This window comes from Sabulicella flocculans (genome assembly GCF_045449635.1).
Classification (GTDB): Bacteria; Pseudomonadota; Alphaproteobacteria; order Acetobacterales; family Acetobacteraceae; genus Roseococcus.
The window spans coordinates 113,871-138,680 of record NZ_JBJJBR010000006.1 but is presented as its reverse complement, the minus strand read 5'-3'; the positions used below and the strand labels follow the sequence as shown (position 1 = coordinate 138,680).

General features: G+C 73.3%; 22 protein-coding genes and 1 riboswitch. Of the genes, 13 read left to right on the top strand and 9 right to left on the bottom strand.

The genetic code is table 11. The annotated features are described in order from the left end of the window. Positions 1 to 19 precede the first annotated feature (19 nt). The 4 genes from ACI6QG_RS09050 to ACI6QG_RS09035 are packed head-to-tail and all read right to left on the bottom strand — an operon-like array spanning position 20 to position 3,062. Entirely contained in the window at positions 20 to 322 is a 303-nt protein-coding gene (locus tag ACI6QG_RS09050) for a hypothetical protein (RefSeq protein WP_407024265.1), read from the bottom strand. A 5-nt stretch (positions 323 to 327) separates the two neighbouring features. Beyond that, the gene (locus ACI6QG_RS09045; protein WP_407024264.1) at positions 328 to 639 is read right to left on the bottom strand and encodes a YggT family protein; all 312 of its coding nucleotides are present in this window, start codon (positions 637 to 639) and stop codon (positions 328 to 330) included. 54 nt (positions 640 to 693) lie between these two features. After that, positions 694 to 2,751, bottom strand: coding sequence for a sodium:solute symporter family protein (locus ACI6QG_RS09040; RefSeq protein WP_407024263.1), 2,058 nt, complete (start codon positions 2,749 to 2,751; stop codon positions 694 to 696). Between the two features lie 2 nt (positions 2,752 to 2,753). Then, positions 2,754 to 3,062, bottom strand: a complete 309-nt coding sequence (locus ACI6QG_RS09035; RefSeq protein WP_407024262.1) for a DUF4212 domain-containing protein — start codon at positions 3,060 to 3,062, stop codon at positions 2,754 to 2,756. A 189-nt stretch (positions 3,063 to 3,251) separates the two neighbouring features. Here ACI6QG_RS09035 and ACI6QG_RS09030 point away from each other — a divergent pair, with 189 nt between their 5' ends. The 3 genes from ACI6QG_RS09030 to ACI6QG_RS09020 all read left to right on the top strand — a co-directional run bounded on the left by ACI6QG_RS09030 (position 3,252) and on the right by ACI6QG_RS09020 (position 6,090). Further along, complete coding sequence (locus ACI6QG_RS09030; protein ID WP_407024261.1) at positions 3,252 to 3,884, top strand: hypothetical protein; 633 nt, start codon at positions 3,252 to 3,254, stop codon at positions 3,882 to 3,884. Between the two features lie 117 nt (positions 3,885 to 4,001). Further along, positions 4,002 to 5,675, top strand: a complete 1,674-nt coding sequence (locus ACI6QG_RS09025) for an MFS transporter (protein WP_407024260.1) — start codon at positions 4,002 to 4,004, stop codon at positions 5,673 to 5,675. Between the two features lie 130 nt (positions 5,676 to 5,805). Further along, complete coding sequence (locus tag ACI6QG_RS09020) at positions 5,806 to 6,090, top strand: hypothetical protein (protein ID WP_407024259.1); 285 nt, start codon at positions 5,806 to 5,808, stop codon at positions 6,088 to 6,090. Positions 6,091 to 6,189: 99 nt separating this feature from the next. Here ACI6QG_RS09020 and ACI6QG_RS09015 read toward each other — a convergent pair whose 3' ends face one another. Beyond that, a complete protein-coding gene (locus ACI6QG_RS09015) occupies positions 6,190 to 6,792 on the bottom strand; it encodes an MlaC/ttg2D family ABC transporter substrate-binding protein (RefSeq protein WP_407024258.1) in 603 nt (200 codons plus the stop codon). A gap of 21 nt (positions 6,793 to 6,813) precedes the next feature. After that, on the bottom strand, positions 6,814 to 7,626 hold the full coding sequence (locus ACI6QG_RS09010) for an MlaA family lipoprotein (protein ID WP_407024257.1): 813 nt from the start codon (positions 7,624 to 7,626) through the stop codon (positions 6,814 to 6,816). Positions 7,627 to 7,778: 152 nt separating this feature from the next. On the opposite strand from ACI6QG_RS09010, the gene metF reads away from it, so the two are divergent. Next, positions 7,779 to 8,723 carry a methylenetetrahydrofolate reductase [NAD(P)H] gene (gene metF, locus ACI6QG_RS09005; protein ID WP_407024256.1) on the top strand — a complete coding sequence of 315 codons (945 nt, stop codon included), beginning with the start codon at positions 7,779 to 7,781 and terminating at the stop codon, positions 8,721 to 8,723. Here metF and ACI6QG_RS09000 read toward each other — a convergent pair. Then, entirely contained in the window at positions 8,708 to 9,643 is a 936-nt protein-coding gene (locus ACI6QG_RS09000) for a hypothetical protein (RefSeq protein ID WP_407024255.1), read from the bottom strand. The genes metF and ACI6QG_RS09000 overlap by 16 nt on opposite strands. A gap of 48 nt (positions 9,644 to 9,691) precedes the next feature. On the opposite strand from ACI6QG_RS09000, the gene ACI6QG_RS08995 reads away from it, so the two are divergent. The 5 genes from ACI6QG_RS08995 (at position 9,692) to gcvP (ending at position 18,476) form a co-directional block, all read left to right on the top strand. Then, a complete protein-coding gene (locus ACI6QG_RS08995) occupies positions 9,692 to 12,958 on the top strand; it encodes a UvrD-helicase domain-containing protein (RefSeq protein WP_407024254.1) in 3,267 nt (1,088 codons plus the stop codon). After that, on the top strand, positions 12,958 to 13,866 hold the full coding sequence (locus tag ACI6QG_RS08990) for a 50S ribosomal protein L11 methyltransferase (protein ID WP_407024253.1): 909 nt from the start codon (positions 12,958 to 12,960) through the stop codon (positions 13,864 to 13,866). The genes ACI6QG_RS08995 and ACI6QG_RS08990 overlap by 1 nt, the downstream gene beginning before the upstream one ends. A gap of 58 nt (positions 13,867 to 13,924) precedes the next feature. Beyond that, positions 13,925 to 14,017: riboswitch (glycine riboswitch) on the top strand. Between the two features lie 132 nt (positions 14,018 to 14,149). Next, positions 14,150 to 15,217: a glycine cleavage system aminomethyltransferase GcvT gene (gene gcvT, locus ACI6QG_RS08985; protein WP_407024252.1), complete on the top strand. Its 1,068-nt coding sequence runs from the start codon at positions 14,150 to 14,152 to the stop codon at positions 15,215 to 15,217. Between the two features lie 14 nt (positions 15,218 to 15,231). Continuing rightward, positions 15,232 to 15,606, top strand: coding sequence for a glycine cleavage system protein GcvH (gcvH, locus tag ACI6QG_RS08980; RefSeq protein ID WP_407024251.1), 375 nt, complete (start codon positions 15,232 to 15,234; stop codon positions 15,604 to 15,606). After that, the gene (gcvP, locus tag ACI6QG_RS08975) at positions 15,603 to 18,476 is read left to right on the top strand and encodes an aminomethyl-transferring glycine dehydrogenase (RefSeq protein ID WP_407024250.1); all 2,874 of its coding nucleotides are present in this window, start codon (positions 15,603 to 15,605) and stop codon (positions 18,474 to 18,476) included. The genes gcvH and gcvP overlap by 4 nt, the downstream gene beginning before the upstream one ends. Here the strand turns inward: gcvP and ACI6QG_RS08970 are convergent. Further along, positions 18,457 to 18,825 carry a DUF5615 family PIN-like protein gene (locus ACI6QG_RS08970; protein ID WP_407024249.1) on the bottom strand — a complete coding sequence of 123 codons (369 nt, stop codon included), beginning with the start codon at positions 18,823 to 18,825 and terminating at the stop codon, positions 18,457 to 18,459. The genes gcvP and ACI6QG_RS08970 overlap by 20 nt on opposite strands. Further along, a complete protein-coding gene (locus ACI6QG_RS08965; protein WP_407024248.1) occupies positions 18,822 to 19,052 on the bottom strand; it encodes a DUF433 domain-containing protein in 231 nt (76 codons plus the stop codon). The genes ACI6QG_RS08970 and ACI6QG_RS08965 overlap by 4 nt, the downstream gene beginning before the upstream one ends. 82 nt (positions 19,053 to 19,134) lie before the next feature. Here ACI6QG_RS08965 and thrC point away from each other — a divergent pair, with 82 nt between their 5' ends. From thrC to ggt, 4 genes are read left to right on the top strand one after another with little or no spacing between them, the layout of a single operon-like run. Further along, entirely contained in the window at positions 19,135 to 20,556 is a 1,422-nt protein-coding gene (thrC, locus tag ACI6QG_RS08960; protein WP_407024247.1) for a threonine synthase, read from the top strand. Positions 20,557 to 20,573: 17 nt separating this feature from the next. Then, positions 20,574 to 21,830 (top strand): M16 family metallopeptidase, encoded by a 1,257-nt coding sequence (locus ACI6QG_RS08955; RefSeq protein ID WP_407024246.1) that lies wholly within the window; start codon positions 20,574 to 20,576, stop codon positions 21,828 to 21,830. After that, complete coding sequence (locus ACI6QG_RS08950; RefSeq protein WP_407024245.1) at positions 21,827 to 23,155, top strand: TldD/PmbA family protein; 1,329 nt, start codon at positions 21,827 to 21,829, stop codon at positions 23,153 to 23,155. The genes ACI6QG_RS08955 and ACI6QG_RS08950 overlap by 4 nt, the downstream gene beginning before the upstream one ends. Further along, the gene (ggt, locus tag ACI6QG_RS08945) at positions 23,152 to 24,792 is read left to right on the top strand and encodes a gamma-glutamyltransferase (RefSeq protein ID WP_407024244.1); all 1,641 of its coding nucleotides are present in this window, start codon (positions 23,152 to 23,154) and stop codon (positions 24,790 to 24,792) included. The genes ACI6QG_RS08950 and ggt overlap by 4 nt, the downstream gene beginning before the upstream one ends. Positions 24,793 to 24,810: the final 18 nt, after the last annotated feature.

Sequence of the window (24,810 nt, the reverse complement as noted above, 5' to 3'; positions counted from 1 at the left end):
GCCGCGGGATGAAAAACCCTCAACCCATGCGGGCGAGCAGCCCCCAGCCGGCCAGGGCGGCGGCCCCGGCGCACCACAGGCGCAGCGCCGCGCCGGGAGAGGCGCCCAGGCGCTCGGCGATGGCGGCGGGCACGGCGGCGAGCAGCAGCGTGCCGGTGCTGACGATGAGAGAGGCGCCGTAGAACACGATCTCGGCGGTCACCGGGAAGGCCTCGGGCAGCCAGACCGGGTGGAAGAACGCCACCACCATCAGCAGCGGCGAGACGAGGCCGTGCAGCAGCGAGGCGGCGACGGCGAGGACGAAGGCGGTCTCGTCGGACATGGGGCTCAGCCGGGCGGGGTGATCGAGGGGGCCAGGCCGGCGCCCATCATGGACAGGCCGGCGACCCAGCGCAGGGCGAACAGCCAGCAGCACGCCACCAGCGGCAGCCAGCGCGGCCCGACATAGGACGGCACCAGGAAGGCGGCGGCGCCCACCGGCCAGGCGGTCAGCGCGCGGAAGCCGCGCCAGATGTAGTTGGGGCTGTCCGGCGGCAGGAAGGCCGACATGACGAACCGGCCCACGCAGGCCCAGGCCAGCAGCGCGAGGAGGTAGTTGACGATCCAGAAGGGCAGGTGGCCCAGGACGAATTGGTTCATGCGGCCCTTCGGAGGTGGGTGGGGGCGGCCGGGCGGCCGCCCCCGTGGCGCCCGCTATTCCTTCACCGCGTCGCGGGCGTCGGCCAGGGCCACGCCGCCGCGGGGGATGCGGATGCTTTCCACGAAGTCCTGCATCGCCCGGGACGGCGCCCGGGTGAAGTGCGAGACGACGTAGATGGTGAGGAAGGACAGCGGCACGCCGAAGATGCCGCCGGAGATGTTGTTGATGCCCCACAGCCGCCCGACCACGCGGCCGCGCAGCACCTGGTGGTCGGTGGTCATCCCCAGCCCGGACAGCAGGCTGCCCAGCCAGGACAGCGCGCCGTCCGGCAGCGCCGCGCCCTGGGCCACCAGCGCGGCGGCGTAGGCCTTGGCCTCGGCGGTCGCCTGGGGCAGCGCCACCGTGGCCTGGGCGGCGCGCAGGATGGCGTCGCGCGTGCCGAACAGCTCCACGAAGGACAGGCCGTAGAATTCCGTCCACATCAGGTAGCCGAAGGTGACGACGTAGCCCACCACCATGCCCCAGCAGGCGGCGGCGTTGGTGGTCTTCTTCCACCACACCCCCATCACCAGCGCGGCGAACAGCCCCGCGGCGGCGATGGAGAAGGCCCAGGCGACCAGGAACAGGATGTCCGCCCCGGCGTTGCCCGCCGTCCAGGCCGCGGCCAGCGCGACGAGGATGAGCAGCACGCGGGCGACGATCAGGCGCTGGGCCGTCGGCGCGTTGCGGTTGATCATCTTGTAGTACACGTCGTGGCTCAGCGCGTTGGCCAGTGCCAGCAGCAGGCCGTCGGCGGTGGACAGCGCCGCCGCCAGCCCGCCCGCGGCCACCATGCCGGCGATGACGTAGGGCATGCCCGCGATCTCGGGCGTGGCCAGCACCACGACGTCCGGGTGGATGCGGAACTCGCTCCACTGCAGGATGCCGTCGCCGTTGCCGTCCACGATGTTGATCCAGGGCACGCCATAGGGCGAGACGATCTGCCAGTTGCGCACCCATTCGGGCAGCGAGGCGATCGGCTGGTTGATGAAGTTCTGGTAGATCTCCAGCTTGCCGAAGGCGGCGTAGGCCGGCGCGGTGAAGTACAGCAGGAAGATGAAGAACAGCGACCAGGCGACGGAGGCGCGGGCCTCGCGCACGCTGGGCGTGGTGAAGTAGCGCATCAGGATGTGCGGCAGCGCCGCGGTGCCCACCATCAGGCAGAAGGTCAGCGCGAAGAAGTTGACCGCGGCGGGCATGGAGAACTGGCCGTTGGCGCCGACGAAGGGCGCCGAGTGCCAGCCGGTGACGCCGGGCGGCGGCGACTGGCCGGCGGCGCGGAAGGCGTCCTCCAGCCCGGCGATGCGCTCCAGCGCGAAGCCGTACATCAGCTGCGGCACCGGCACGCCCGTGACCTTCATGGACATCAGGATCGCGGGGATGAGGTAGGCGATGATGAGGATGATGTACTGCGCCACCTGCGTCCAGGTCACCGCGCGCATGCCGCCCAGCATGGAGCAGACCAGGATGCCGGCGAGGCCCACGAACACCGCCACGCCGAAGGAGACGTCGAGGAAGCGCTGGGTGATGATGCCCACGCCCACGATCTGCGCCACCACGTAGACGAAGGAGGCGGTGATGAGGACCACCACGCCCAGCGACCGCGCGAGGTTGCCGCCGAAGCGCGCGCCCAGGAAGTCCGGCACGGTGTACTGGCCGAACTTGCGCAGGTAGGGCGCCAGCAGGATGGCCACCAGCATGTAGCCGCCGGTCCAGCCCAGGATGAAGGCCAGCCCGCCATAGCCCAGCGCGTAGAGGCTGCCGGCCATGCCGATGAAGGAGGCCGCGGACATCCAGTCCGAGCCGGTGGCCATGCCGTTGTAGATGGCGGGCACCTTGCGGCCGGCGACGTAGTACTCGCTCACCTGCGCCGTGCGGCTGATGATGCCGATGTAGGCGTAGACGCCGATGGTGAGGAACACGAACAGGTAGCCGATGATGCGGTCGGGCACGCCCATCTGCTCGAGGATGCCCAGGATCACCACGAAGGCCAGGAAGCCGCCGGTGTAGCCCGCGTAGATCTTGTTCAGGTTGGAGATGAAGGGGTCCTTGCCCCCGGTGCTGGCGGACATGGCTACGCGTCCTCCTGCACGCCGAACTCCTCGTCGATCTGGTTCTGGCGACGGGCGAACCACCACAGCCCGACCACGAACACGACGAGGGAGCCCTGGGCCGCCATGTAGAAGCCCAGCGGGAAGCCGAGCACCCGCACGGCGTTGAGCGAGGGCGCGAAGACATGCACGACGAAGCTGGCGACGAACCAGATGGCCAGCACGGTCCACATCAGGGCGGAGGTCTTCCTCCAGTAGGCGCGGGCCACGGCCGGCTCGATGGCCGGCGGGGCGGCGGCGGGCGGCGCCGCGCCCGGTTCAGCGAGGGGCAAGACGTTTTCCTCCTTCGGCTTCCTCCCCCGCCCCGGATTCTCCGACCCGGCAACAGGGGAATGTCATTTGGACGTGGGCATATGGCCCGGCACCTTACGCCTGTGTCACAAAGCGAGGCTTGCTGCAACGAGGAACTGCGGGCCAAGTCACCGGACCGCGCCACGGGGGAACGGATGGACTTGAAAGGGTTGTTCCGGCCGCGCCGGCGCGCCGGGCTGGCGGAGTTGCCGGGCTTCCTGCACCGGCAGGCGGCCTTCGTCGCGCAGAAGACGGTGCTGGACTACTGCCGGGTGAAGGCGGGCCGCAACGAGCGCCGGCACTTCGCCGACCGCGACTTCCAGGCGGCGCTGGAGCACTGCCGCTGGCAGGTCTTCCTGGCCGCGGCGGCGGACCTGGCGCTGGTGCTGGAAGCGGCCCTGCGCCCCCACGCCCCGGGCCGCGAGGCGGCGCTGGCCGCCGGGCTGGCGGCCGCGCACGCCGCCGCCCTGCGCGAGGAGCCGGCGCCGGAGGCGGAGCGCGCGGCGCTGGAGGACGCGCTGCGCGCCCTGCCCCACCACCTGGCCGCGGCGCAGGCGGCGCCGCCGCGCCCCTCCTCCTCGCGGCCCATGCTGGCGGAGCCGGTGCTGTTCGCCACCCTGCCGGTCCACCCGGAGCAGCGGCGCGACGAATCCCCGGCCATCCGCGGGGCGCTGCGCTTCCACCTCGTCTCCTCCGAACAGGAGTTCGAGCGCCGCTTCGACGTGGCGGCGCTGGCCGCGGCCATCGCGTTTCCCGATGAACGGGGCGCCGCGGCAGATGGAGGAAAGGTCACCTCACCTTAAGTTGCTTGCCCGGCGGGGGCCGCTGAAAAAGTGGAGAGGCCCGGGCATCACCCCGGGACCCGGAAGGCTTCGAGGGGGAAGACAAGAAAGATGGCAAACGCAAGGGCCGCAGGGCCGATGACCGCGGAGGAGAGGAAGGTCATCGTCGCCTCCTCGCTGGGCACGGTGTTCGAGTGGTACGACTTCTACCTCTACGGGTCGCTGGCCGCGATCATCGGGCTGAAGTTCTTCTCCATGTTCGACGAGACGACGCGCAACATCTTCGCGCTGCTGGCCTTCGCCGCCGGCTTCCTGGTGCGGCCCTTCGGCGCGCTGGTGTTCGGCCGCCTGGGCGACTTGGTGGGGCGCAAGTACACCTTCCTCGTCACCATCGTGATCATGGGCGCCTCCACCTTCCTGGTGGGCATCCTGCCCGGCTCGGAGAGCTGGGGCATCGCCTCGGCCATCATCCTCATCATCCTGCGCTGCCTCCAGGGCCTGGCGCTGGGCGGCGAGTATGGCGGCGCTGCCACCTACGTGGCCGAGCACGCGCCCAATGGCCGGCGCGGCTTCTACACCTCCTTCATCCAGATCACGGCGACGGCGGGGCTGTTCCTGTCCCTGCTGGTGATCCTGGCGACGCGCTCCATCGTGGGCGAGACGGCCTTCCTCGACTGGGGCTGGCGCGTGCCGTTCCTGCTGTCGGTCTTCCTGCTGGCGATCTCGGTCTACATCCGCTCCCAGATGAACGAGAGCCCGGCCTTCAAGAAGATGAAGGAGGAGGGCAAGCAGTCCAAGGCGCCGCTGGGCGAGGCCTTCGGCCAGTGGAAGAACGCCAAGATCGCGCTGTTCGCGCTGCTGGGCCTCGTCATGGGGCAGGCGGTGGTCTGGTACACCGGGCAGTTCTACGCGCTGTTCTTCCTGGGCTCCGTGCTCAAGGTGGACGGCTTCACCACCAACATGCTGATCGCCTGGTCGCTGCTGCTTGGTTCGGGCGGCTTCGTGCTGTTCGGCTGGCTGTCGGACAAGGTCGGCCGCAAGCCGATCATCCTGGGCGGCTGCCTGATCGCCGCGCTCACCTACTTCCCGCTGTTCAAGCTGATGAGCGCGGAGGCCAACCCGGCCCTGCACCAGGCGCACCAGAACATCCCGGTGCAAGTGGTGGTGGACCAGTCCACCTGCTCCTTCCAGTTCAACCCGACCGGCACGGCGCGCTTCACCCAGCCTTGCGACGTGGCCAAGGCGGCGCTGGCGCGCCTGTCGGTCAACTACCGGGTGGAGAACCAGCCGGGCCGGCAGGGCGCGGGCGTGGTGATCGCCGGCGGCGCGCCGATCGAGGTGGCGGGCAACGCGCAGTTCGCGCAGCAGCTCGGCGCGGCCATCACCGCGGCGGGCTACCCAGCGGCCAACAACCCCTCCGTGGTGCGGATGAGCGGGCCCTTCGACCTGTTCCGCGAGCAGCCGGCGGTGCTGATCGGCATCCTGACCCTGCTGGTGATCTACGTGACCATGGTCTACGGCCCGATCGCCGCGGCGCTGGTGGAGCTGTTCCCGACGCGGATCCGCTACACCTCGATGTCGCTGCCCTACCACATCGGCAACGGATGGTTCGGCGGGCTGATGCCGGCCACCGCCTTCGCGATGATCGCGCAGACCGGCGACGTTTACTTCGGCCTGTGGTACCCGATCGTCATCGCCCTGGCGACCGTGGTGATCGGCACCTTCATGGTGCCCGAGACCAAGGACCGCGACATCTTCGCGGAGAACGCCGACGGCTCGGCCTCCGCCGCGGCCTACAAGCCGGCGCGCTGAGCGCGCAGGCCGGCGAAACCGGAAGGGGCGCCGCGAGGCGCCCCTTTTTTCGTGCCCGCCGCCGCGACCCCCGACCATGCCGCCGCGCGCCCGCCCGGCGCGTTGGAGCGGGATGAGCAAGGAGTTCCCCATGCGCAAGGCATTCGCGGCCGCCGCCCTGGCGGCCCTGTCCAGCATCGCGGTGGCGGCGGCGCAGCCCGTCGCGCCGGGCCAGGAGGCGGCGGGCGGCGTGCTCGCCTCCACCGGCACCTCCTCGGCGGGCGGGGCGCAGCCGGCGGCGGGCAGCGCCGGCGGCGGCGTGCAGCCGACCGGCCCGGCCGGCACGGCGACGCAGCCGGCCGGCCCGGGCCCGGCCAGCGGCGGCGCCACCCCGGCCTCCAGCGGCCAGAGCAGCGGCGCCGGCCCGGCGCGCTGAGGCGCCCGTTGCCGCGGCGCCGTCGCGCGCCGGGGGATGGCGCCTGAGCGTGTGACGCTTCCGGCCTCCGGCGCGGGGCGGCCCCCGCGCCGCGTCCGCTCAGCGCAGCTGGGCGATCTGCTGGCGCATGGCCGCCAGCAGCGCGGCCACCTGGTTGCCGCCGCGCTGGATGACGGAGGAGTACTCCGAGCGCTGGGTGAGGCGCAGCGAGGCGCCCTCCGCCACCAGGTCCACGATGCGCGGCTGGCCGTTCACGTCGGCCACCCGCCAGTCCAGGTTGAAGGCGGCGGTGCCGGGCCGCTGGACGATGGTGGTCACCAGCGCGTCATCCTCCGTGCGCTGCTGCGAGCGGCCGAGGGCGAAGGTGACGCCCTGGAACTCCCCGAAGCGCGAGGCGAGGTTGCGGATCAGCACCTCCTCGAACAGGCGCAGGTACTCGCCCTGCTCGGCCGGGCTGGCCTGGCGCCACCAGCGGCCGAGGATGAAGCGGCCGGTGCCCTCGATGTCCACGGCGCGGCGCAGGATGGTGGCCACCTGCTGGCGGCGCTGCTCCACCGGCGCGGGCGAGTTGATGACGCGCACCAGGTCCTCGCCGGTGGCCTGGATGAAGGCGGCGGCGCGGCCGGGATCCATCTGCGCCAGGGCAGGGCGGGACAGGGCGAGGGCAGGCAGGGCAGCCAGCAGCAGGCGGCGGGTGGTCACGTGCGGAGTCCTTCGGGGTGATCAGCGCGGCGCGGGGTCGCGCGGGGTCGAGTCGAGGGCGGGGCCCATGCCCAGCCCGGTGCCGCCGATGGTGGCCTGGGGCTGGCGCTCGCCGCGGTTGGCGATCTGCGCCGCGCGCTGCTGGCGATAGCCTGAGCGCAGCGTGGCATAGGGGTCGAGCGAGGTGCGGGCGATGTCGTCCAGCGTGTCCAGCGCGCCCTCGCGCGCGTCGAGGATGGTGAGGCCGAAGCGCGTCCAGCGCAGCGCCTCCACCGTCGGGCCCTGGCCCACCCAGGTCCAGGGGGAGGCGGCGGCGTCCACCGCCGTGCCCACCAGGTCGCGCGGGCTGGAGGGGCCGATGACCGGCAGGAACAGGTAGGGCCCCTCGCCCACGCCCCAGACGGCGAGGGTCTGGCCGAAATCCTCCGCATGGCCGGGCAGGCCGAACTGCCACTCCGCCACGTCCACCAGCCCGCCGATGCCCAGCGTGGAGTTGATGAGGAAGCGCACGGCGGTGCGCAGCGCGCGCTCCGGCTGGGCCTGCAGCACGTCGTTCATCAGGATGGTCGGCGCGCGCAGGTTGCCCAGGGCGTTGCGGATGCCGGTGCGCACCGGCGGCGGCACCACGGCGCGGTAGGCCACGGCGGCCGGGCGCAGGGCGTAGCCGTCCACCACCCCGTTCACCGCGTACATGGCGCGGTTGAAGGGCTCGATGGGGTCGTTGGTGGCCAGGAACTCCTCCAGCGCCTCCGGCTCGGTGGCCGGGGGCCGGGTGGCGCAGGCACCGACGGCGAGCGGCAGGAGGGCGGCGAGGAGGAGGAGCGGACGGCGCATCGCGGATGGGTCACCTGGGCTGCGGGCCGGGCCGCGCATCGGCCCGCCTCCCCGTCACAAGCGGGGAAACTGCCCGTTGGTTTACCCCGGGGGGGGCCGGAGGCGCAAATCCCCCCTTGCACGGACCTTGCGGCGGGGCCATTCGGGGGGGCATGGACACCGTGCCCAACACCCTGGAACGCTGGCTGACGGGGCCGCGCATCGGCACCCTGCCGGCACCTGCCGCCCTGCCGGTGCCGAAGCTGAGCTTCGAGTTCTTCCCGCCCAAGAACGAGCGCATGGAGGGCGAGCTGTGGGCCGCCATCCGCCGGCTGGAGCCGCTGGGGCCGCGCTTCGTGTCCGTCACCTACGGCGCCGGCGGCTCCACCCGCGCGCGCACGCACGACACGGTGGCGCGCATCGTGCAGGAAACGGCGCTGACCCCCGCCGCGCACCTGACCTGCGTCGGCGCGACGCGCGAGGAGGTGGACGAGGTGGCCCGCGCCTACCTGCAGGCCGGGGTGCGCCACATCGTGGCCCTGCGCGGGGACCCGCCGGCCGGCGCCGCGCGCTACGAGCCACATCCGGGCGGCTACGCCCAGGCGGAGGACCTGGTGCGCGGCCTGCGCGCCGTGGGCGACTTCGACATCAGCGTCGGCGCCTATCCCGAGGCGCACCCGGCGGCGATGAGCGCGGATGCCGACCTGGACTTCCTGAAGCGCAAGCTGGATGCCGGCGCCAACCGCGCCATCACCCAGTACTTCTTCGACACCGACGTCTACCTGCGCTTCCTGGACCGCTGCCTGGCCGCGGGCATCACCGTGCCCATCGTGCCCGGCATCATGCCCGTCACCAGCATCGCGGGCGTCAAGCGCTTCTCGGCCATGTGCGGCGCCTCCGTGCCCGGCTGGATGGAGGCGCTGTTCGAGGGCCTGGACGAGGACCCGGCGACGCGCCAGCTGGTGGCGGCGACGGTGGCGGCGGAGCAGGTGCGCATCCTGCAGGCCAACGGGGTGGACGAATTCCACTTCTACACGCTCAACCGCGCCGACCTCACCTACGCCATCGCCCACATCCTGGGCGCCCGGCCGCAGCCCGCCCCTCAGCCCGCCGCCTGAGGCCGCAGCCGGGCATAGGCCGGCCGCAGCAGGAAGGGGCTGAGGAACAGGGGGAACTGGCACAGGGCGAAGAACATCAGGATGCTGGCGTCGGTGGCGGCCGGCAGCACCGCGAGGTAGAGCGCCATGTTGCGGTTGCCCGACAGCAGCCCGGCCGACAGCGCCACCCGCCCGCCGAACGGCGCGAAGGCCAGGGCGGTGGCGAGGTTCAGCGCGAAGGCGCCGGCGAAGGCCAGCGCGATGCCGCCCAGCACGAAGCCCGGCTGCTCCAGCATCCGCGCCAGGATGCCGTCCATCACCCCGAAGCCGTAGAGCACCACCAGCAGCACCACCGCGCCGTCCACCGCGCGGCCCCAGCGCGCCAGGGCAGCCGGCGCCACCACCCGGCGGATGCCGATGGACAGCAGCAGCGGCAGCCCCACCAGCAGCGCCAGCCGCAGCATCAGCCCGGGCAGCGAGATGGCGAGGTCGATGCCCATCAGCCCCAGCGCCAGCGGCGGCGCGGTGAAGGGCACCAGCAGGGTGGACAGCACGGCCGCGACCAGGGAGATCTCGCCATCCAGCCCCACCAGCCGCGCGAAGGCCGGCGAGGAGGTGGCGGCGCAGCCGGTGGCCATGATGACCAGCGCGGCGGCCAGCGGCCCCTCGAAGCCCAGCGCGGCGCAGGCGGCCCAGGCCAGCACCGGGCAGGCCGCCAGCAGCCACAGCAGCAGCAGCCCCACCAGCACCGGCCGGCGCAGCCAGGCCAGCACCTGCGCCGGGTCCACCCGCAGCAGCACCAGCGTCATCAGGCAGAACACCACGGGGGTGACGACGTCGCGCATCGCCGAGGCCAGTGGCGGCACGAACAGGCCGACGAAGATGCCGCCGGCCAGCAGCGCGGCGCCGCGGTGGGCGGACCATTCCAGGAAGCGGCGCAAGACAGGTCCCGTTTGGCGATGTTTGCCGGATGTTCTATAGGCGCGCGCGTGACCGCAAGCCCCCCCGACTACCTCGCCCGCCTGAACCCCGAGCAGCGCGCGGCGGTGGAGGCCACGGAAGGCCCGCTGCTGGTGCTGGCCGGCGCCGGCACCGGCAAGACGCGCGTGCTGACCACCCGCTTCGCGCACATCCTGCTGTCGGGCCGCGCGCAGCCGCACCAGGTGCTGGCGGTGACCTTCACCAACAAGGCGGCGCGCGAGATGCGCGAGCGCCTGTCCGCCATGCTGGACCGCCCGGTGGAGGGGCTGTGGCTGGGCACCTTCCACGCGCTGGCCGCGCGCATGCTGCGCCGCCACGCCGAGCTGGCGGGCCTGCGGCACGACTTCACCATCCTCGACACCGACGACCAGGCGCGGCTGCTGAAGCAGGTGATGGACGCCGCCGGGGTGGACCTGAAGCGCTGGCCGGCCAACGGGCTGATGGCCGTCATCCAGCGCTGGAAGGACCGCGGCATCGCGCCGGGCAAGGTGCCGGCGGCGGAGACCAGCGACTACGCCAACAACCGCGCCGAGGCGCTCTACGCCGCCTACCAGGAACGCCTGCGCGCCCTGAACGCCTGCGACTTCGGCGACCTGCTGCTGCACGTGGTGGAGATCCTGCGCGGGCACGAGGACGTGCTGGCCCGCTACCACCGGCTGTTCCGCTACATCCTGGTGGACGAGTACCAGGACACCAACCTGGTGCAGTACATGTGGCTGCGGCTGCTGGCGCAGGGGCACAGGAACATCTGCTGCGTGGGCGACGATGACCAGTGCCTCGCTGCCGGCACGCCCGTCCGCATGGCCGATGGGCAGGACAGGCCGATCGAGCAGGTGCGGGCCGGGGAGGAGGTGCTGGCCTGCTTCGGCTCCGGCGAGTTCCGACCGGCGCGCGTCCTGCGCACCGCCGCGCGCAAGGTCAACCGCCCGCTGGTGCGGGTGCGGCTGGAGGATGGCCGCGCCCTGGTCTCGACGACCGAGCACGTGCACTTCGCCGACGTGGTGCTGGGCGCCAGCCCACAGCGGCACTTCACCTACCTCATGCACAAGCGTGGGCACGGCTGGCGCCTCGGCACCTCGCAGGTCTACACCAAGGGGCAGGCGCATCCGGTGGTGGGCTTCAAGCTCCGCGCGGTGCAGGAGCACGCCGACGCCGTCTGGCTGGTGGATGCCTTCGCCACGGAGGACGAGGCCCGCGAGCGCGAGCACCTGCTCAGCCTCGCCTACGGCATCTCCACCCTGCCCTTCGTGGCGCGCAAGGGCGGCTCGGAGAACGGGCTGGTGCACGACCAGGCGCGCCTCGACCGCATCCACGCCCGGCCGGAGGCGGAGGCCGGCGCGCGCCGGCTGATGGACGCGCTGGGCCTGGACCCGGAGCACCCGCACCACGTCCCGCAATCCGCGCCCGGGCGGCGGCGCAACCTCACCATCACCCTGTTCGCCGACCGGCGCGGCGCCACGCCGATGCATCGCGTCTCCGTCAGCGGCAATGACGAGGACGGACGCGCCGCCCTGCTGGCCGCCGGGCTGAACCCGCGCCCCTATGCCCGCAACCCGCGCAACTGGCGCTTCGAGACCGCCTTCCGGGACATGGCGGTGGCCGAGGGCATCCATGCCCGGCTGGCGCCGCACCTGCCGGTGACGCCGGTGCGCAAGGCCAACCTGCTGGGCAAGCCGCTGACGTTGCGCCCGGCGGCGCAGCTGCGGCCCGGCATGGTGATGGCCGGCGCCGATGGCCGCCACCACGCCATCGTTGCGGTTGAGCCGGTGGAGGAGGCGATCACCGTCCACGACCTCGACGTGGAGGGCGTGCACAACTTCGTGGCCGACGGCATCGTCACCCACAACTCCATCTATTCCTGGCGCGGCGCGGAGATCGAGAACATCCTGCGCTTCGAGAAGGACTTCCCCGGCGCCGCCATCGTGCGCCTGGAATCCAACTACCGCTCCACCCGGCCCATCCTGGCCGCCGCCTCGCACCTCATCGCCCGCAACGAGGGCCGGCTGGGCAAGACGCTGCGCCCCGGCCGCAACGACGCCTCCGGCGAGCGCGTGCGCGTGCTGTCCCTGTGGGACAGCGAGGAGGAGGCGCGCGCGGTGGGCGAGCGCATCGAGCAGGCGCAGCGCGCCGGCACCTCGCTGGCCGAGATGGCCATCCTGGTGCGCGCCGGCTTCCAGACCCGCGCCTTCGAGGAGCGCCTGATCACCCTGGGCGTGCCCTACCGCGTGTTCGGCGGCGCCAAGTTCTACGAGCGGCAGGAAATCCGCGACGCCATCGCCTATTTCCGCGCCGCCGCCAGCCCTTCCGACGACCTGGCCTTCGAGCGCATCGTCAACACGCCCAAGCGCGGGCTGGGCGATTCCGCGCTGTCCACCCTGCACGTCACCGCGCGCGAGGGAGGGATGCCGCTGCAGGTGGCGGCCCTGCGCGTCGTCTCCTCCGACGCCATCCGCGCCCGCCCGCGCGCGGCGCTGCGCGAGCTGCTGGAAGGGCTGGCGCGCTGGCGCGCCGCGATGGAGAAGGAGAGCCACGTCCTCGTCGCCGCGCAGGTGCTGGAGGAAAGCGGCTACACCGAGATGTGGAAGCAGGACCGCTCCCCGGAGGCGCCGGGCCGGCTGGACAACCTGAAGGAGCTGCTGCGCGCCATGGGCGACTTCCCCACCATGGCCGCCTTCCTGGAGCACATCGCCCTGGTGATGGAGAACGACGACAAGGCCGAGGGCGACAAGGTCTCGCTGATGACGCTGCACGCCGCCAAGGGGCTGGAGTTCGACCTAGTGTTCCTGCCGGGCTGGGAGGAAGGGCTGTTCCCCTCGCAGCGCTCCCTGGACGAGGGCGGCAACAAGGCGCTGGAAGAGGAGCGGCGGCTGGCCTATGTGGGCATCACCCGCGCGCGGCGGGAATGCGTCATCTCCCACGCCGCCAACCGCCGCATCTACGGCAACTGGACCTCCTCCATCCCCTCGCGCTTCCTGGACGAGCTGCCGGAGGAGCAGGTGGCGCGCGAGGGCGCCGACCTGCGCCCCAAGGCGCCGCCCGCCTCCGTGTTCGGCGGCGGACCGCTGCTGGGCACCCGCAAGCCCCGCGTGATCGAGGCCGGCGCCTGGGAGGTGCAGGGGCGCCCGCAGGCGGAATTCAGCGTCGGCACCCGCGTCTTCCACCAGAAATTCGGCTATGGCCGCGTCACCGCGGTGGAGGATGGCCGGCTGGACATCGCGTTCGAGAAGGCGGGCGACAAGCGCGTCATGGCCGGCTTCGTGGAGAAGGTTCAGTGATGCGGCGTCACGTCCAGCCCCTGGAAACCCTGGTCCTCGACGGGCTGCCCGAGGACGCCGTGCCGATCTACGAGGGCGCGCTGCTGCCGGTCTGCCTCACCGTGGCGCTGTTCCGCGACGAGCCGACCGACACCTGGCGCATCGAGGCGGTGCGCGAGGCCACCGCCGACCCCGCCGCGCTGGCATCCGCCCTCGCCCTCGCCGCCGGGCTGACCGGGCACGAGGCCACGGCGGAGCACCACGCCACCGAGGCCGATGGCTGGCTGGCCCGCACGGTGGAGGCCTTCCCGGTCATGCCGGTCGGCGGGCGCTTCCTGGTCCGCCCCACCCATGCGCCGCAGGGGCGGGTGCACGGGCGCATCGCGCTGACGCTGGATGCCGGGCTGGCCTTCGGCTCGGGCGAGCACCAGTCCACCCGCGGCTGCCTGATGGCGCTGGAAGCCTTGCCCCGGCGCGGCCGCCACGCCCGCGTGCTGGACCTGGGCGCGGGCAGCGGCATCCTGGCGATGGCGGCGGCGAAGCTGTGGGGCTGCCGGGTGCTGGCCACCGACATCGAGCCCTGGTCGGTGCGCGTGGCCGCCGACAACGCGGTGATGAACGGGCTGCGCGGGCAGGTGCGCGCCATCCTGGCCGATGGCTGGAAGGCCGCCGCGGTGCGCCGCCCGGCGCCCTATGACCTGGTGTTCGCCAACATCCTGGCCCGGCCGCTGTGCGCGATGTCGCGCGCGCTGGCCACCCACCTGGCGCCGGGCGGCACCGCCATCCTGGCCGGGCTGCTGGGGGCGCAGGTGCCCATGGTGCTGGCCGCCCACCGTCGGCACGGGCTGGTGCTGGAACGCCGCATCGACCTTGCCCCCTGGGCGACCCTAGTGCTGCGCAAGCGGGCAGGCGCCGGCGCCGGGCGCTGAATCCGCCCCGGAAACGCCTTGCATCCGTCACGCCGAACGGGCATCTCCACCCCGCCCGCAATCCCGCGCGGGAGAGAGCCCCGCCAGCCGGGGCCGCCGAAGGCGCAACCGGCCCCCGGAAACGCTCAGGCAGAAGGGCCGCGCGGGGCTTGGGCACTCTGGAAAGCCCGGGGAAACCCGGCACCGACGGAGTAAGGTTCCCGGCCGGGAACTGAATCTCTCAGGTCCATGGACAGAGGGGGGCCACGACTGCAACCGCCGCCCCGCGCGGCCGGGAGGGCGCGTGGCCGACGACCTGCTTGAGACACCCCTGGGCAGCCTGCACCGCGAGCTGGGCGGCCGCATAGTCCCCTTCGCCGGCTACAGCATGCCCGTGCAGTACCCGCTGGGCATCATGGGCGAGCACCTGCATTGCCGCGCCGCCGCCGCGCTGTTCGACGTCTCGCACATGGGCCAGGCGGAGCTGCACGGCGAAGGCGCCGCCGCGGCGCTGGAGCGGCTGACGCCCGCCGATGTCCAGGGCCTCAAGCCCGGCCGCCAGCGCTACGGCCTGCTGCTGAACGAAGCGGGCGGCATCGTGGACGACTTCATGGTGGCCAACCTGGGCGACCGGCTGTTCCTGGTGGTCAATGCCTCGCGCAAGCAGGTGGACCTGCCGCTGATCGAATCGGTGCTGCCCGCGGGCGTCACCCTGCGCCCCCTGCCCGACCGCGCGCTGCTGGCGCTGCAAGGCCCGGCGGTGGCGGCGCTGCTGCCCACCGCCATGTCCTTCATGGGCATCCAGGCCATGGAGATCGCCGGCATCCCGGTCATCGCCTCGCGCTCCGGCTACACCGGCGAGGACGGGCTGGAAATCTCCGTCGCCGCGGAACACGCGGAGCGGCTGGCCCGCCACCTGCTCTCCCTGGAAGGCGTGCAGCCCGCCGGGCTGGGCGCGCGCGATTCGCTGCGGCTGGAGGCCGGGCTCTGCCTCTACGGCAACGACCTGGACGAGACGACCAATCCAGTCGAGGCCGCGCTCACCTGGTCCATCGGCAAGCGCCGCAAGCTGGCGTGGGACTTCGTGGGCGCCGAGGCCGTGCGCGCGGCGCTGGACCACGGCCCGGCGCGGGTCCGCGTCGGCATCCGCCCCGAAGGCCGCCAGCCGGCGCGCGGCGGCACCCCTGTGGGGGGCGGCGGCACCGTCACCTCCGGCGGCTTCGGCCCCTCGGTGGGCGGGCCGGTCGCCATGGGCTACGTGCCGCGCGCCCTGGCCGCGGACGGCACGGAACTCACCCTGGAGGTGCGCGGCAAGCCGCTGCCCGCCCGCGTCGCCCCCCTCCCCTTCACCCCGCACCGCTACGCCCGCTGAGAAGGATCGCCGCCATGACGACCACCCACTTCACCAAGGACCACGAGTGGCTGCGCCAGGATGGCGAGGCCTGGACCGTGGGCATCACCGACCACGCGCAGAACGCCCTGGGCGACGTGGTCTTCGTGGACCTGCCCGAGCCCGGCCGCGTGGTCGAGGCCGGCGAGGCCATCGCCGTGGTCGAGAGCGTGAAGGCCGCCAGCGACGTCTACGCCCCCATCTCCGGCAAGATCGTCGAGGTGAACGCGGCGCTGGTGGACGACCCGGCGCTGATCAACCAGTCCCCCACCGCCGATGGCTGGTTCTTCCGCATCGCCCCCAGCGGCGCCCTGCCGGAGGACCTGATGGACGCCGACGCCTACGCCCGCCACGTGGAGAGCGCCTCGTGAGCGCCGCCGACTTCGCCGCGCTGGAGGACCAGGGCGAGTTCATCCGCCGCCACATCGGCCCCAATGAGGCCGAGGTTTCGGCGATGCTGCAAGCGGTGGGCGCCGAGAGCCTGGAGGCGTTGGTCGCCCGCACCGTGCCCGCCGGCATCCGCGGCGTGGACCTCTCCGCCCTGCCGCCGCCGGTGAACGAGGCCGGGGCCCTCGCCGAGCTGCGCGCGCTGGCCGAGGCCAACCAGGTGAAGCGCTCCCTCATCGGCCTGGGCTACCACGGCACCCGCACGCCCCCGGTGATCCTGCGCAACATCCTGGAGAATCCGGGCTGGTACACCGCCTACACGCCCTACCAGGCGGAGATCGCCCAGGGCCGGCTGGAAGCCCTGGTCAACTTCCAGACCATGATCACCGACCTGACGGGCCTGCCCGTGGCCGGCGCCTCCCTGCTGGACGAGGCGACGGCGGCGGCGGAAGCCGTGACGCTGGCGCATGCCCAGCACAAGGCGAAGTCCGACGTGCTGGTGGTCGCCGATGACCTGCACCCGCAGACGCTCGCCGTGGTGCGCGTGCGCGCCGAGCCGGTGGGCATCCGCGTCGTCGTCGCGCCCGCGGCCGCCCTGACCGCCGCCATCGCCGCCGAGACGCCCTTCGCCGTGCTGACGCAATATCCCGGCACGGAAGGCGCGCTGCGCGACATCGCACCCGAGATCGCCGCCGCCCACGCCGCCGGCGCGCTGGCCATCGTCGCCGCCGACCTGCTGGCGCTGACCCTGGTGACGCCGCCGGGCGAGATGGGCGCCGACATCGTCGTCGGCACCTCGCAGCGCTTCGGCGTGCCGCTGGGCTATGGCGGGCCGCATGCCGGCTTCATCGCGGTGAAGGACGCGCTGAAGCGCTCCCTGCCCGGCCGGCTGGTCGGCGTGAGCGTGGACGCGCAGGGCGCGCCGGCCATGCGCTTGGCCTTGCAGACGCGCGAGCAGCACATCCGGCGCGAGAAGGCGACCAGCAACATCTGCACCGCCCAGGTGCTGCTGGCGGTGATGGCCGGCATGTACGCCGTCTGGCACGGCCCCGAGGGGCTGCGCCGCATCGCGCGCCGCGTGAACCTGGGCGCGCGGCTGCTGGCCGGCGCCTCGCGCTTCGGGCTGCGCCACGCCGCCTTCTTCGACACGGTGGTGCTGGAAACCGGCGCCGAGACCGACGCCGTGATGGCCGCCGCGCTGGACGCCGGCTTCAACCTGCGCCGCCTGGACGGCGCCGTGGCCGTGGCGCTGGACGAGACGGTGACGGGCGATGAGCTCGCCACCCTGGCGCGCCTGCTGGGCGGCGCCGTCGCCGCGCCGAAGGGCGGCCTGCCCGATGCGCTGGCCCGCACCACCCCCTTCTGCACGGCCGAGGTGTTCAACAGCCACCACGCCGAGCACTCCATGCTGCGCTACATGAAGCGGCTGGAGGACAAGGACGTGGCGCTGAACCGCTCCATGATCCCGCTCGGCTCCTGCACCATGAAGCTGAACGCCACCGCCGAGATGATGCCCATCACCTTCGCGGGCTTCGCCGACATCCACCCCTTCGCGCCGGTGGAGCAGGCGCAGGGCTACCTGGAGATGATCCGCACGCTGGAAGGCTGGCTCTGCGCCGTCACCGGCTTCGCGGCGGTGTCCTTGCAGCCCAATGCGGGGTCGCAGGGCGAGTATGCCGGGCTGCTGGCCATCCGCGCCTTCCACCGCGCCAATGGCGAGGGCCACCGCGACATCTGCCTGATCCCGTCCTCCGCCCACGGCACCAACCCGGCTTCCGCCGTGATGGCCGGCATGAAGGTGGTGGTCACGGCCTGCGACCGCGACGGCAACGTGGACCTCGACGACCTGCGCGCCAAGGCCGAGCAGCACAAGGACCGGCTGGCGGCGCTGATGGTGACCTACCCCTCCACCCACGGCGTGTACGAGGAGGCGATCCGCGAGATCTGCGCCATCGTCCATGCCCAGGGCGGGCAGGTCTACATGGACGGCGCCAACATGAACGCGCAGGTCGGCCTCACCAGCCCGGCCGCCATCGGCGCGGACGTGTGCCACCTGAACCTGCACAAGACCTTCTGCATCCCCCATGGCGGCGGCGGGCCGGGGGTCGGCCCCATCGGCGTCGCCGCGCACCTGGCGCCGCACCTGCCCAACCACCCGCTGGTGGCCGAGGCGGGGCCGGCGACGGGCTTCGGCCCCGTCTCCGCCGCGCCCTTCGGCTCGGCCTGCATCCTGCCCATCTCCTACGCCTATATCCGCATGATGGGCGCCGAGGGGCTGACGCGGGCGACGCAGGTGGCCATCCTGAACGCCAACTACCTGGCCGCCCGGCTGGCGCCGCATTTCCCCATCCTCTACCGCGGCGCCAAGGGCATGGTGGCGCATGAGTGCATCCTGGACTGCCGCGGCTTCGGCCAGGGTGGCGGCGTGCTGGTGGAGGACATCGCCAAGCGCCTGCAGGATTACGGCTTCCACGCCCCCACCATGTCCTGGCCGGTCAACGGCACGCTGATGGTGGAGCCCACGGAAAGCGAGACCCAGGCCGAGCTGGACCGCTTCGCCGAGGCGATGATCGCCATCCGCGGCGAGATCCGCGCCGTCGAGCAGGGCCGGGCGGACAAGGCGGACAACGTGCTGAAGAACGCCCCGCACACGGCGGCGGAGGTGACGGGCGACGCCTGGACCCACCCCTACAGCCGCCAGCAGGCCGCCTTCCCGCTGCCCTGGGTGCGCGCGCACAAGTTCTGGCCGCCGGTGAAGCGGGTGGACAACGTGCATGGCGACCGCAATCTGGTCTGCACCTGCGCCCCGCTGGAGGAATACGCCGAGCGGCAGCTCATGCAGGCGGCGGAGTAGGGGGCAGCGGCCGCATCCGGAGCCGGTCATCCTCCAGTACGGAGAAATGGCCGGCCCAGCCGCCGCGCTGGCGGAGATGGGCGAGCAGGTGCGTCGCCCATTCCGCCAGCGGGCGCTGCCGGAACCGCAGCAGGATCACCCCCGCCGCCTGCCCTTGCGCCGCCAGCGCACCGAAGTCGGTGTCGAAGGTGAGGAGGACCCGCCCCTCTGCGACGGCCCGGGCCAGCACTTCCCGGTCAGGCGCCCCGCGGGCGACCTCGGCCACCCAGGCGGCGTCATGGCCCGCCTGCCGCAGCGCCTCGACCATCCGGCGCGGCACGTTCTCGTCGCACAGCAGGCGCAGGCTCATGCGGCGGAGGGAAAGACCTTCTCGCCCGCCAGCGCGTCGCGCGCATAGGCCAGGCAGGCCCGCAGGTGAGCCTCCGTCACGCCTGGGTAGTTCTCGGCGAAGTCCCGCGCCGTCCAGCCTTGCGCCATCAGCCCCAGCACGAAGGGCACCGCCAGCCGCGTGCCCTCGATCACCGGCTGGCCAGCGAGGATGGCGGGGTCCAGGATGATGCGCGGCGTCTCGGTCATGGGAGGCACGCTAGCACCAACGCCGGCGGCGGCGCAGCGGCTTCCTTTCCCCCGCCCCCGCTTGGCCCTACAACCTCCCCCCATGCGCTACGTCTCCACCCGCGGCGAGGCCGCGCCCCGCGGCTTCGAGGATGTCCTGCTCGCCGGCCTCGCCGAGGATGGCGGCTTGTTCCTGCCCGACGCCTTCCCCCAGTTCAGCCCGGCCGAATGGCGCGCCCTGCGCGGCCTCCCCTATGCCGAGCTGGCAGCGCGCGTCATCCATCCCTTCACTTCGAGCGGGGGCACCGGCGGCGCCATCGCCTTCGAGGCGCTGCACGCCATGTGCCGCGACGCCTATGGCAGCTTCCGCCACCCCGCCGTGGTACCGCTGGTCCAGCTGGATGACCGCAGCTTCGCGCTGGAGCTGTTCCACGGCCCGACGCTCGCCTTCAAGGACGTGGCGCTGCAACTGCTGGGCCGCCTGTTCGACCACGTGCTGACCAGGCGCGGCGAGCGCATCACCATCGTCGGCGCCACCTCCGGCGACACCGGCAGCGCGGCCATCGAGGCGGTGCGCGACCGCGCGGCGGTGGACATCGTCATCCTGCACCCGCGCGGCCGCACCTCCGAGGTGCAGCGCCGGCAAATGACCACGGTGCTCTCCCCCAACGTCGCCAACCTCGCGGTCGAGGGCTCCTTCGACGATTGCCAGGACATGGTGAAGGCCATGTTCGTGGACGCGCCCTTCCGCGCCGAGATGAAGCTGGCCGCGGTGAACTCCATCAACTGGGCGCGCATCGCCGCCCAGGTGCCCTACTACGTCGCCGCCGCGCTGGCGCTGGGCGCGCCGGACCGGCCGGTGGCCGTCTCCGTCCCCACCGGCAATTTCGGCAACGTGCTGGCGGCCTGGGTGGCCTCGCGCATGGGGCTGCCGGTCGCGCGCTTCATCATCGGCGCCAACCGCAACGACATCCTGGCGCGCTTCCTTTCGGCCAACGACATGAGTGCGCGCCCCGTCGAGCCCTCGCTGTCGCCGTCCATGGACATCCAGGTCAGCAGCAACTTCGAGCGCCTGCTGTATTCCCTGCTGGGCGAGGACGCCGCCGCCACCGCCCGCACCATGCGCGAGTTCCGCGCCACCGGCCGCATGCCGGTGCCCGACGCCGCCTGGAAGGCGCTCTCCGCGAAGTTCCACGGCTTCACCCTGGACGACGAGGGCACGCTGGCCGAGATCCGCCGCCTGCACGACGGCGCCGGCTACCTGGCCGACCCCCACACCGCCATCGGCACCGCCGCCGCCCGGGCCCTGGCGCCGGAAGACCGCGGCATCCCGGTCATCGTCGCCGCCACCGCCCACCCGGCCAAGTTCCCCGACGCGGTGGAGCGCGCCACCGGCCTGCGCCCGCCCCTGCCGCCGGCCCTGGCCGACCTCTACGCGCGGGAGGAGCGCTTCTCCACCATCCCCAACGACCTCGCCGCCGCGCAGGGCTTCGTGCGCGCGCACGCCCTGCGAAACGCCGCCTGAAGGCCCATATCCCTCCCATGCTGACCATCACCAAGCTTCCCAATGGCCTCACCGTCGCCTCCGAGACCATGCCGCGGGTCGAGACCGTCTCCATCGGCGCCTATGTCCATGCCGGCACCCGCAACGAGGCGGCGGCGGAGAACGGCGCCTCCCACTTCCTGGAGCACATGGCCTTCAAGGGCACCCGCCGCCGCGACGCCGCCGGCATCGCGCGCGAGATAGAGAACGTCGGCGGCCACATCAACGCCTACACGGCGCGCGAGCAGACCGCCTACTACTGCAAGGTGCTGAAGGAGGATGCCGGCCTGGCCGCCGACATCATCGGCGACATCCTGTGCCACTCCAAGCTGGAGCCCGAGGAGCTGGAGCGCGAGCGCGGCGTCATCCTCCAGGAGATCGGCCAGGCGAACGACACGCCGGACGACATCGTCTTCGACCACTTCCAGGAAGCCGCCTTCCCCGACCAGCCGATGGGCCGCCCGACCCTGGGCACCACCCCCATCATCGAGGGCATGCAGCGCGAATCGCTGACCGCCTACATGCAGCGCCACTACGGCCCCTCGCGCATGGTGGTCGCCGCCGCCGGCGCCATCCAGCACGAGGACCTGCTGGCGATGACCAAGGCGCATTTCGCCGACCTGCCGGCGGTGGCGCCCGAGGCGCCCTCCGCCGCCCGCTACGTCGGCGGCGAGTTCCGCGAGGAGCGCGAGCTGGACCAGGTGCACCTGGTGCTGGGCTTCCAGGGCGTGCCCTATGGCGACAAGGACCACCACGCCTCCCTGCTGCTCTCCACCCTGCTGGGCGGCGGCATGTCCTCGCGCCTATTCCAGGAAATCCGCGAGAAGCGCGGGCTGGTCTATTCCATCTACTCCTTCGCCCACCCCTACGAGGACACCGGCCTGTTCGCCTTCTACGCCGGCACCGGCGAGGACCAGGCGGCCGAGCTGGTCCCCGTCGCCGTCGAGGAGCTGCGGCGCGTGCAGCACGACGTGAGCGAGGAGGAGCTGGCGCGCGCCAAGGCGCAGCTGCGCGCCTCCCTGCTGATGTCGCTGGAATCCACCGGCTCGCGCTGCGAGCAGATCGCCCGGCAGATCCAGGTGCACGGCCGCGTCATCCCGCTCGAGGAGACCAAGGCCAGCATCGCCGCGGTGGCGGTGGAGGACGTGCAGCGCGTCGCCGCCCGCCTGTTCCGCTCGGCGCCGACCCTGGCCACGCTGGGCCCCATCGGCAACGTCCCGCGCCTGTCCGCCATCGCCGAGAGCCTGGCGGCATGACGGCGCAGGACACCCTGGCCGCGCTGCTGGAAGCGGCCCGCCGCGCCGGGGCGGACGCCGCCGACGCGCTGCTGGTGCACGGCGCCTCGCTGCACGTCACCCGCCGCCTGGGCGCCATCGAGCAGCTGGAGCGCGCCGAGGGGGTGGACCTGGGCCTGCGCGTGTTCCTGGGCGCGCGGGTGGCCACCGTCAGCGGCAGCGACGCCAGCCCGGCGGGCTTCGCCGCCCTGGCCGGGCGCGCGGTCGCCATGGCCCGCGTGGTGCCGGAGGACGCGCTGACCCTGCTGGCCGAGGCGCCGCCGCCGCCCGCCCTGGCGCTCGACCTCGATGACGGGCAGGAGCCTTCGGCGGAGGCGCTGCTGGACGCCGCGGCTCGGGCGGAGGACGCGGCGCTCGCCGTGCCCGGCGTCACCAACAGCGAGGGCGCCTCGGCCGGCTGGGGGCGCACGCGGCGCGCCCTGGCCACCTCGCGCGGGTTCTTCGGCGAATACGCGCGCTCCTCGCACTCGCTGTCCGCCACCGCCCTGGCCGGCGCCGGCACGGCGATGCAGCGCGACTACGACTACACCTCCGCCACCCACCTGCACGACCTCGACGCGCCGGAACTCATCGGCCGGCAGGCGGGCGAGCAGGCGGTGGCTCGGCTGGACCCGGTGCGCCCGCCCTCGGCCAAGGGGGTTGCGGTGGTCTATCACCCGCGGGTGGCGGGCTCGCTGCTCGGGCACCTCGCGGCGGCGCTGAACGGCGCGGCGGTGGCGCGGCGCACCTCCTTCCTGCAGGACGCGATGGGCGGGCGCGTGCTGCCCGCCGGCCTGTCCCTGCTGGACGACCCGCTGCGCCCGCGCGGCCCGCGCTCCCGCCCCTTCGACGGCGAGGGGCAGCCGGGCGCCCGCCGCGCCATGGTGGAGGACGGGGTGCTGCGCTCCTGGTTCCTCGACGGGCGCTCGGCCCGGCAGCTCGGCCTCGCCTCCACCGGGCACGCGGCGCGCGGCACCGGCGGGCCGCCCGCGCCCTCGCCCACCAACCTGTGGCTGGAAGGCGGGCAGGGCACGCCGGAGGCGCTGATGGCGGACATCCGCGACGGCATCTACGTGACGGAGCTCATCGGCATGGGGGTGAACGGCGTGACGGGCGACTACTCGCGCGGGGCCGCCGGCTTCCGCATCCGCGACGGCCGGCTGGCCGAGGCGGTGAGCGAGATCACCATCGCCGGCAACCTGAAGGACATGTTCCTGCGGCTGCGCGCCGCGGGCGACCTGCGCTTCCGCCGCGGCACCGACGCCCCGACGCTTCGGGTGGACGGCATGACGCTGGCGGGCGCGTGAGCGCCGCCGCCGGCCGCAAGCGCCCGGCGCGCGGCGACCGCGGCATGGTGGTGGCCAACCACCCGGCCGCCGCCGCCGCCGGCGCGCAGATGCTGGCCGAGGGCGGCACCGCCACCGACGCCGCCGTGGCCGCCCTGCTGGCGCTGTCGGTGTGCGAGCCGATGATGGTGGGCCTGTTCGGCGGCGGGCTGATGCACCTGGCCGCCCCCGACGGCACCCACCGCATCCTGGACGGCATGGCCTCCGCCCCGCTGGCCGCCCGGCCGGAGATGTACGAGGACCGCGACCCGCTGCTGCAGAGCCGCGGCGCCCAGGCGGTGGCGGTGCCGCGCAACCTGCTGGCCTGGGAGGCGGCGCTGGCCAGCCACGGCCGCTTCACGCTGGCCGATTGCCTGGAGCCCGCCATCCGGCTGGCGGCGCGCGGCTTCCGCGCCGGCGGCTACCTGCACGAATGCATCCAGGAGACCGCGCCGGACCTGGCGCGCGACCGCCACCTGGCGGCGATCTTCCTGCCCGGCGGCCGCCCGGCCGCGCCCGGCGCCCTGCTGCGCAACCCCGCCCTGGCCGAGACGCTGCGCCACCTGGCGCGCGAAGGCGCGGCGGCGCTGCACGGCGGCGATCTGGGCGCCTCCGCCGTGATGGAGCTGGCGCGGCGCGGCGGGCTGCTGACGACGGACGACCTCGCCGCCGTCCGCGCCACCTGGCGCGAACCGGTGCGCGGCACCTATCGCGGGGTGGAGGTGGTGGGCCCGCCGCCGCCCTCGGCCGGGGGCGTGCACCTGCTGCAGATGCTGCGGGTGATGGAGGGCTTCGACGTGGCGGCCCTGGGCGCCAACAGCCCCGCCGCGCTGCACCTGGTGGCGGAATGCCTGAAGCTGGCCTTCGCCGACCGCGCCGTGGCCACCGCCGACCCCGACTTCGTCGCCGTGCCGGTGGAGCGCCTGACCGGCGCCGCCTACGCCGCCGAGCGCCGCGCCCTGCTGGACCCCGCCCGCGCGCGCGACTGGGCGCCGGGCGTGGCGCCGCTGCGCGAATCGCCGCACACCACCCACGTCACCGCCGCCGACGCCGAGGGCGGCATCGCCTGCTGCACCCACACCATCAACAGCCTGTTCGGCGCGCGCATCCTGCTGCCCGAAACCGGGCTGATCCCCAACAACTACATGGCGCTGTTCGACCCGGTGCCGGGGCGGGCGCAGTCGGTGGCGGCGGGCAAGCGCGTCACCACCTCCATGGCGCCCACGGTGCTGCGGCGCGACGGGCGGCCCTGGGCGGCGCTGGGCCTGCCCGGCGGGCTGCGCATCTTCGGCAGCGTGTTCCAGGCGGTGCTGAACCTGCTGGACCACGGCCTGGACGCCCAGGCGGCGGTGGACGCGCCGCGGCTGTGGACGCAGGGCGCCGCCCTGGAGTGCGAGGAGGGCATCCCCGCCGCGGCCCTGGCCGCCATGGGCCACGCGGCGCAGCCGGTGCCGGTGGTGGCGGGCGGCATGAACCTGATCCGCTTCCACGCCGATGGCGCGCTGGAGGGCGCGGCCTGCTGGCGGGCGGACGGCGCCCCGGTGGCCATCGCCGGCGGCCCGGCGCGCGCCGGGGTGCGCTTCTGGCCCGACGCCGCGCGGCCCGACCTGCGGCGCTGAGGGAAAGCGGGCGCGGCG

Excerpts from the sequence above, each read along its gene's own strand:
- ACI6QG_RS09050 (WP_407024265.1), bottom strand. The coding sequence starts at position 322 with ATGTCCGACGAGACCGCCTTCGTCCTCGCCGTCGCCGCCTCGCTGCTG.
- ACI6QG_RS09045 (WP_407024264.1), bottom strand. The coding sequence starts at position 639 with ATGAACCAATTCGTCCTGGGCCACCTGCCCTTCTGGATCGTCAACTAC.
- ACI6QG_RS09040 (WP_407024263.1), bottom strand. The coding sequence starts at position 2,751 with ATGTCCGCCAGCACCGGGGGCAAGGACCCCTTCATCTCCAACCTGAAC.
- ACI6QG_RS09025 (WP_407024260.1), top strand. The coding sequence starts at position 4,002 with ATGACCGCGGAGGAGAGGAAGGTCATCGTCGCCTCCTCGCTGGGCACG.
- ACI6QG_RS09020 (WP_407024259.1), top strand. The coding sequence starts at position 5,806 with ATGCGCAAGGCATTCGCGGCCGCCGCCCTGGCGGCCCTGTCCAGCATC.
- ACI6QG_RS09010 (WP_407024257.1), bottom strand. The coding sequence starts at position 7,626 with ATGCGCCGTCCGCTCCTCCTCCTCGCCGCCCTCCTGCCGCTCGCCGTC.
- metF (WP_407024256.1), top strand. The coding sequence starts at position 7,779 with ATGGACACCGTGCCCAACACCCTGGAACGCTGGCTGACGGGGCCGCGC.
- ACI6QG_RS08990 (WP_407024253.1), top strand. The coding sequence starts at position 12,958 with ATGCGGCGTCACGTCCAGCCCCTGGAAACCCTGGTCCTCGACGGGCTG.
- gcvH (WP_407024251.1), top strand. The coding sequence starts at position 15,232 with ATGACGACCACCCACTTCACCAAGGACCACGAGTGGCTGCGCCAGGAT.
- ACI6QG_RS08970 (WP_407024249.1), bottom strand. The coding sequence starts at position 18,825 with ATGAGCCTGCGCCTGCTGTGCGACGAGAACGTGCCGCGCCGGATGGTC.
- ACI6QG_RS08965 (WP_407024248.1), bottom strand. The coding sequence starts at position 19,052 with ATGACCGAGACGCCGCGCATCATCCTGGACCCCGCCATCCTCGCTGGC.
- thrC (WP_407024247.1), top strand. The coding sequence starts at position 19,135 with ATGCGCTACGTCTCCACCCGCGGCGAGGCCGCGCCCCGCGGCTTCGAG.
- ACI6QG_RS08955 (WP_407024246.1), top strand. The coding sequence starts at position 20,574 with ATGCTGACCATCACCAAGCTTCCCAATGGCCTCACCGTCGCCTCCGAG.
- ACI6QG_RS08950 (WP_407024245.1), top strand. The coding sequence starts at position 21,827 with ATGACGGCGCAGGACACCCTGGCCGCGCTGCTGGAAGCGGCCCGCCGC.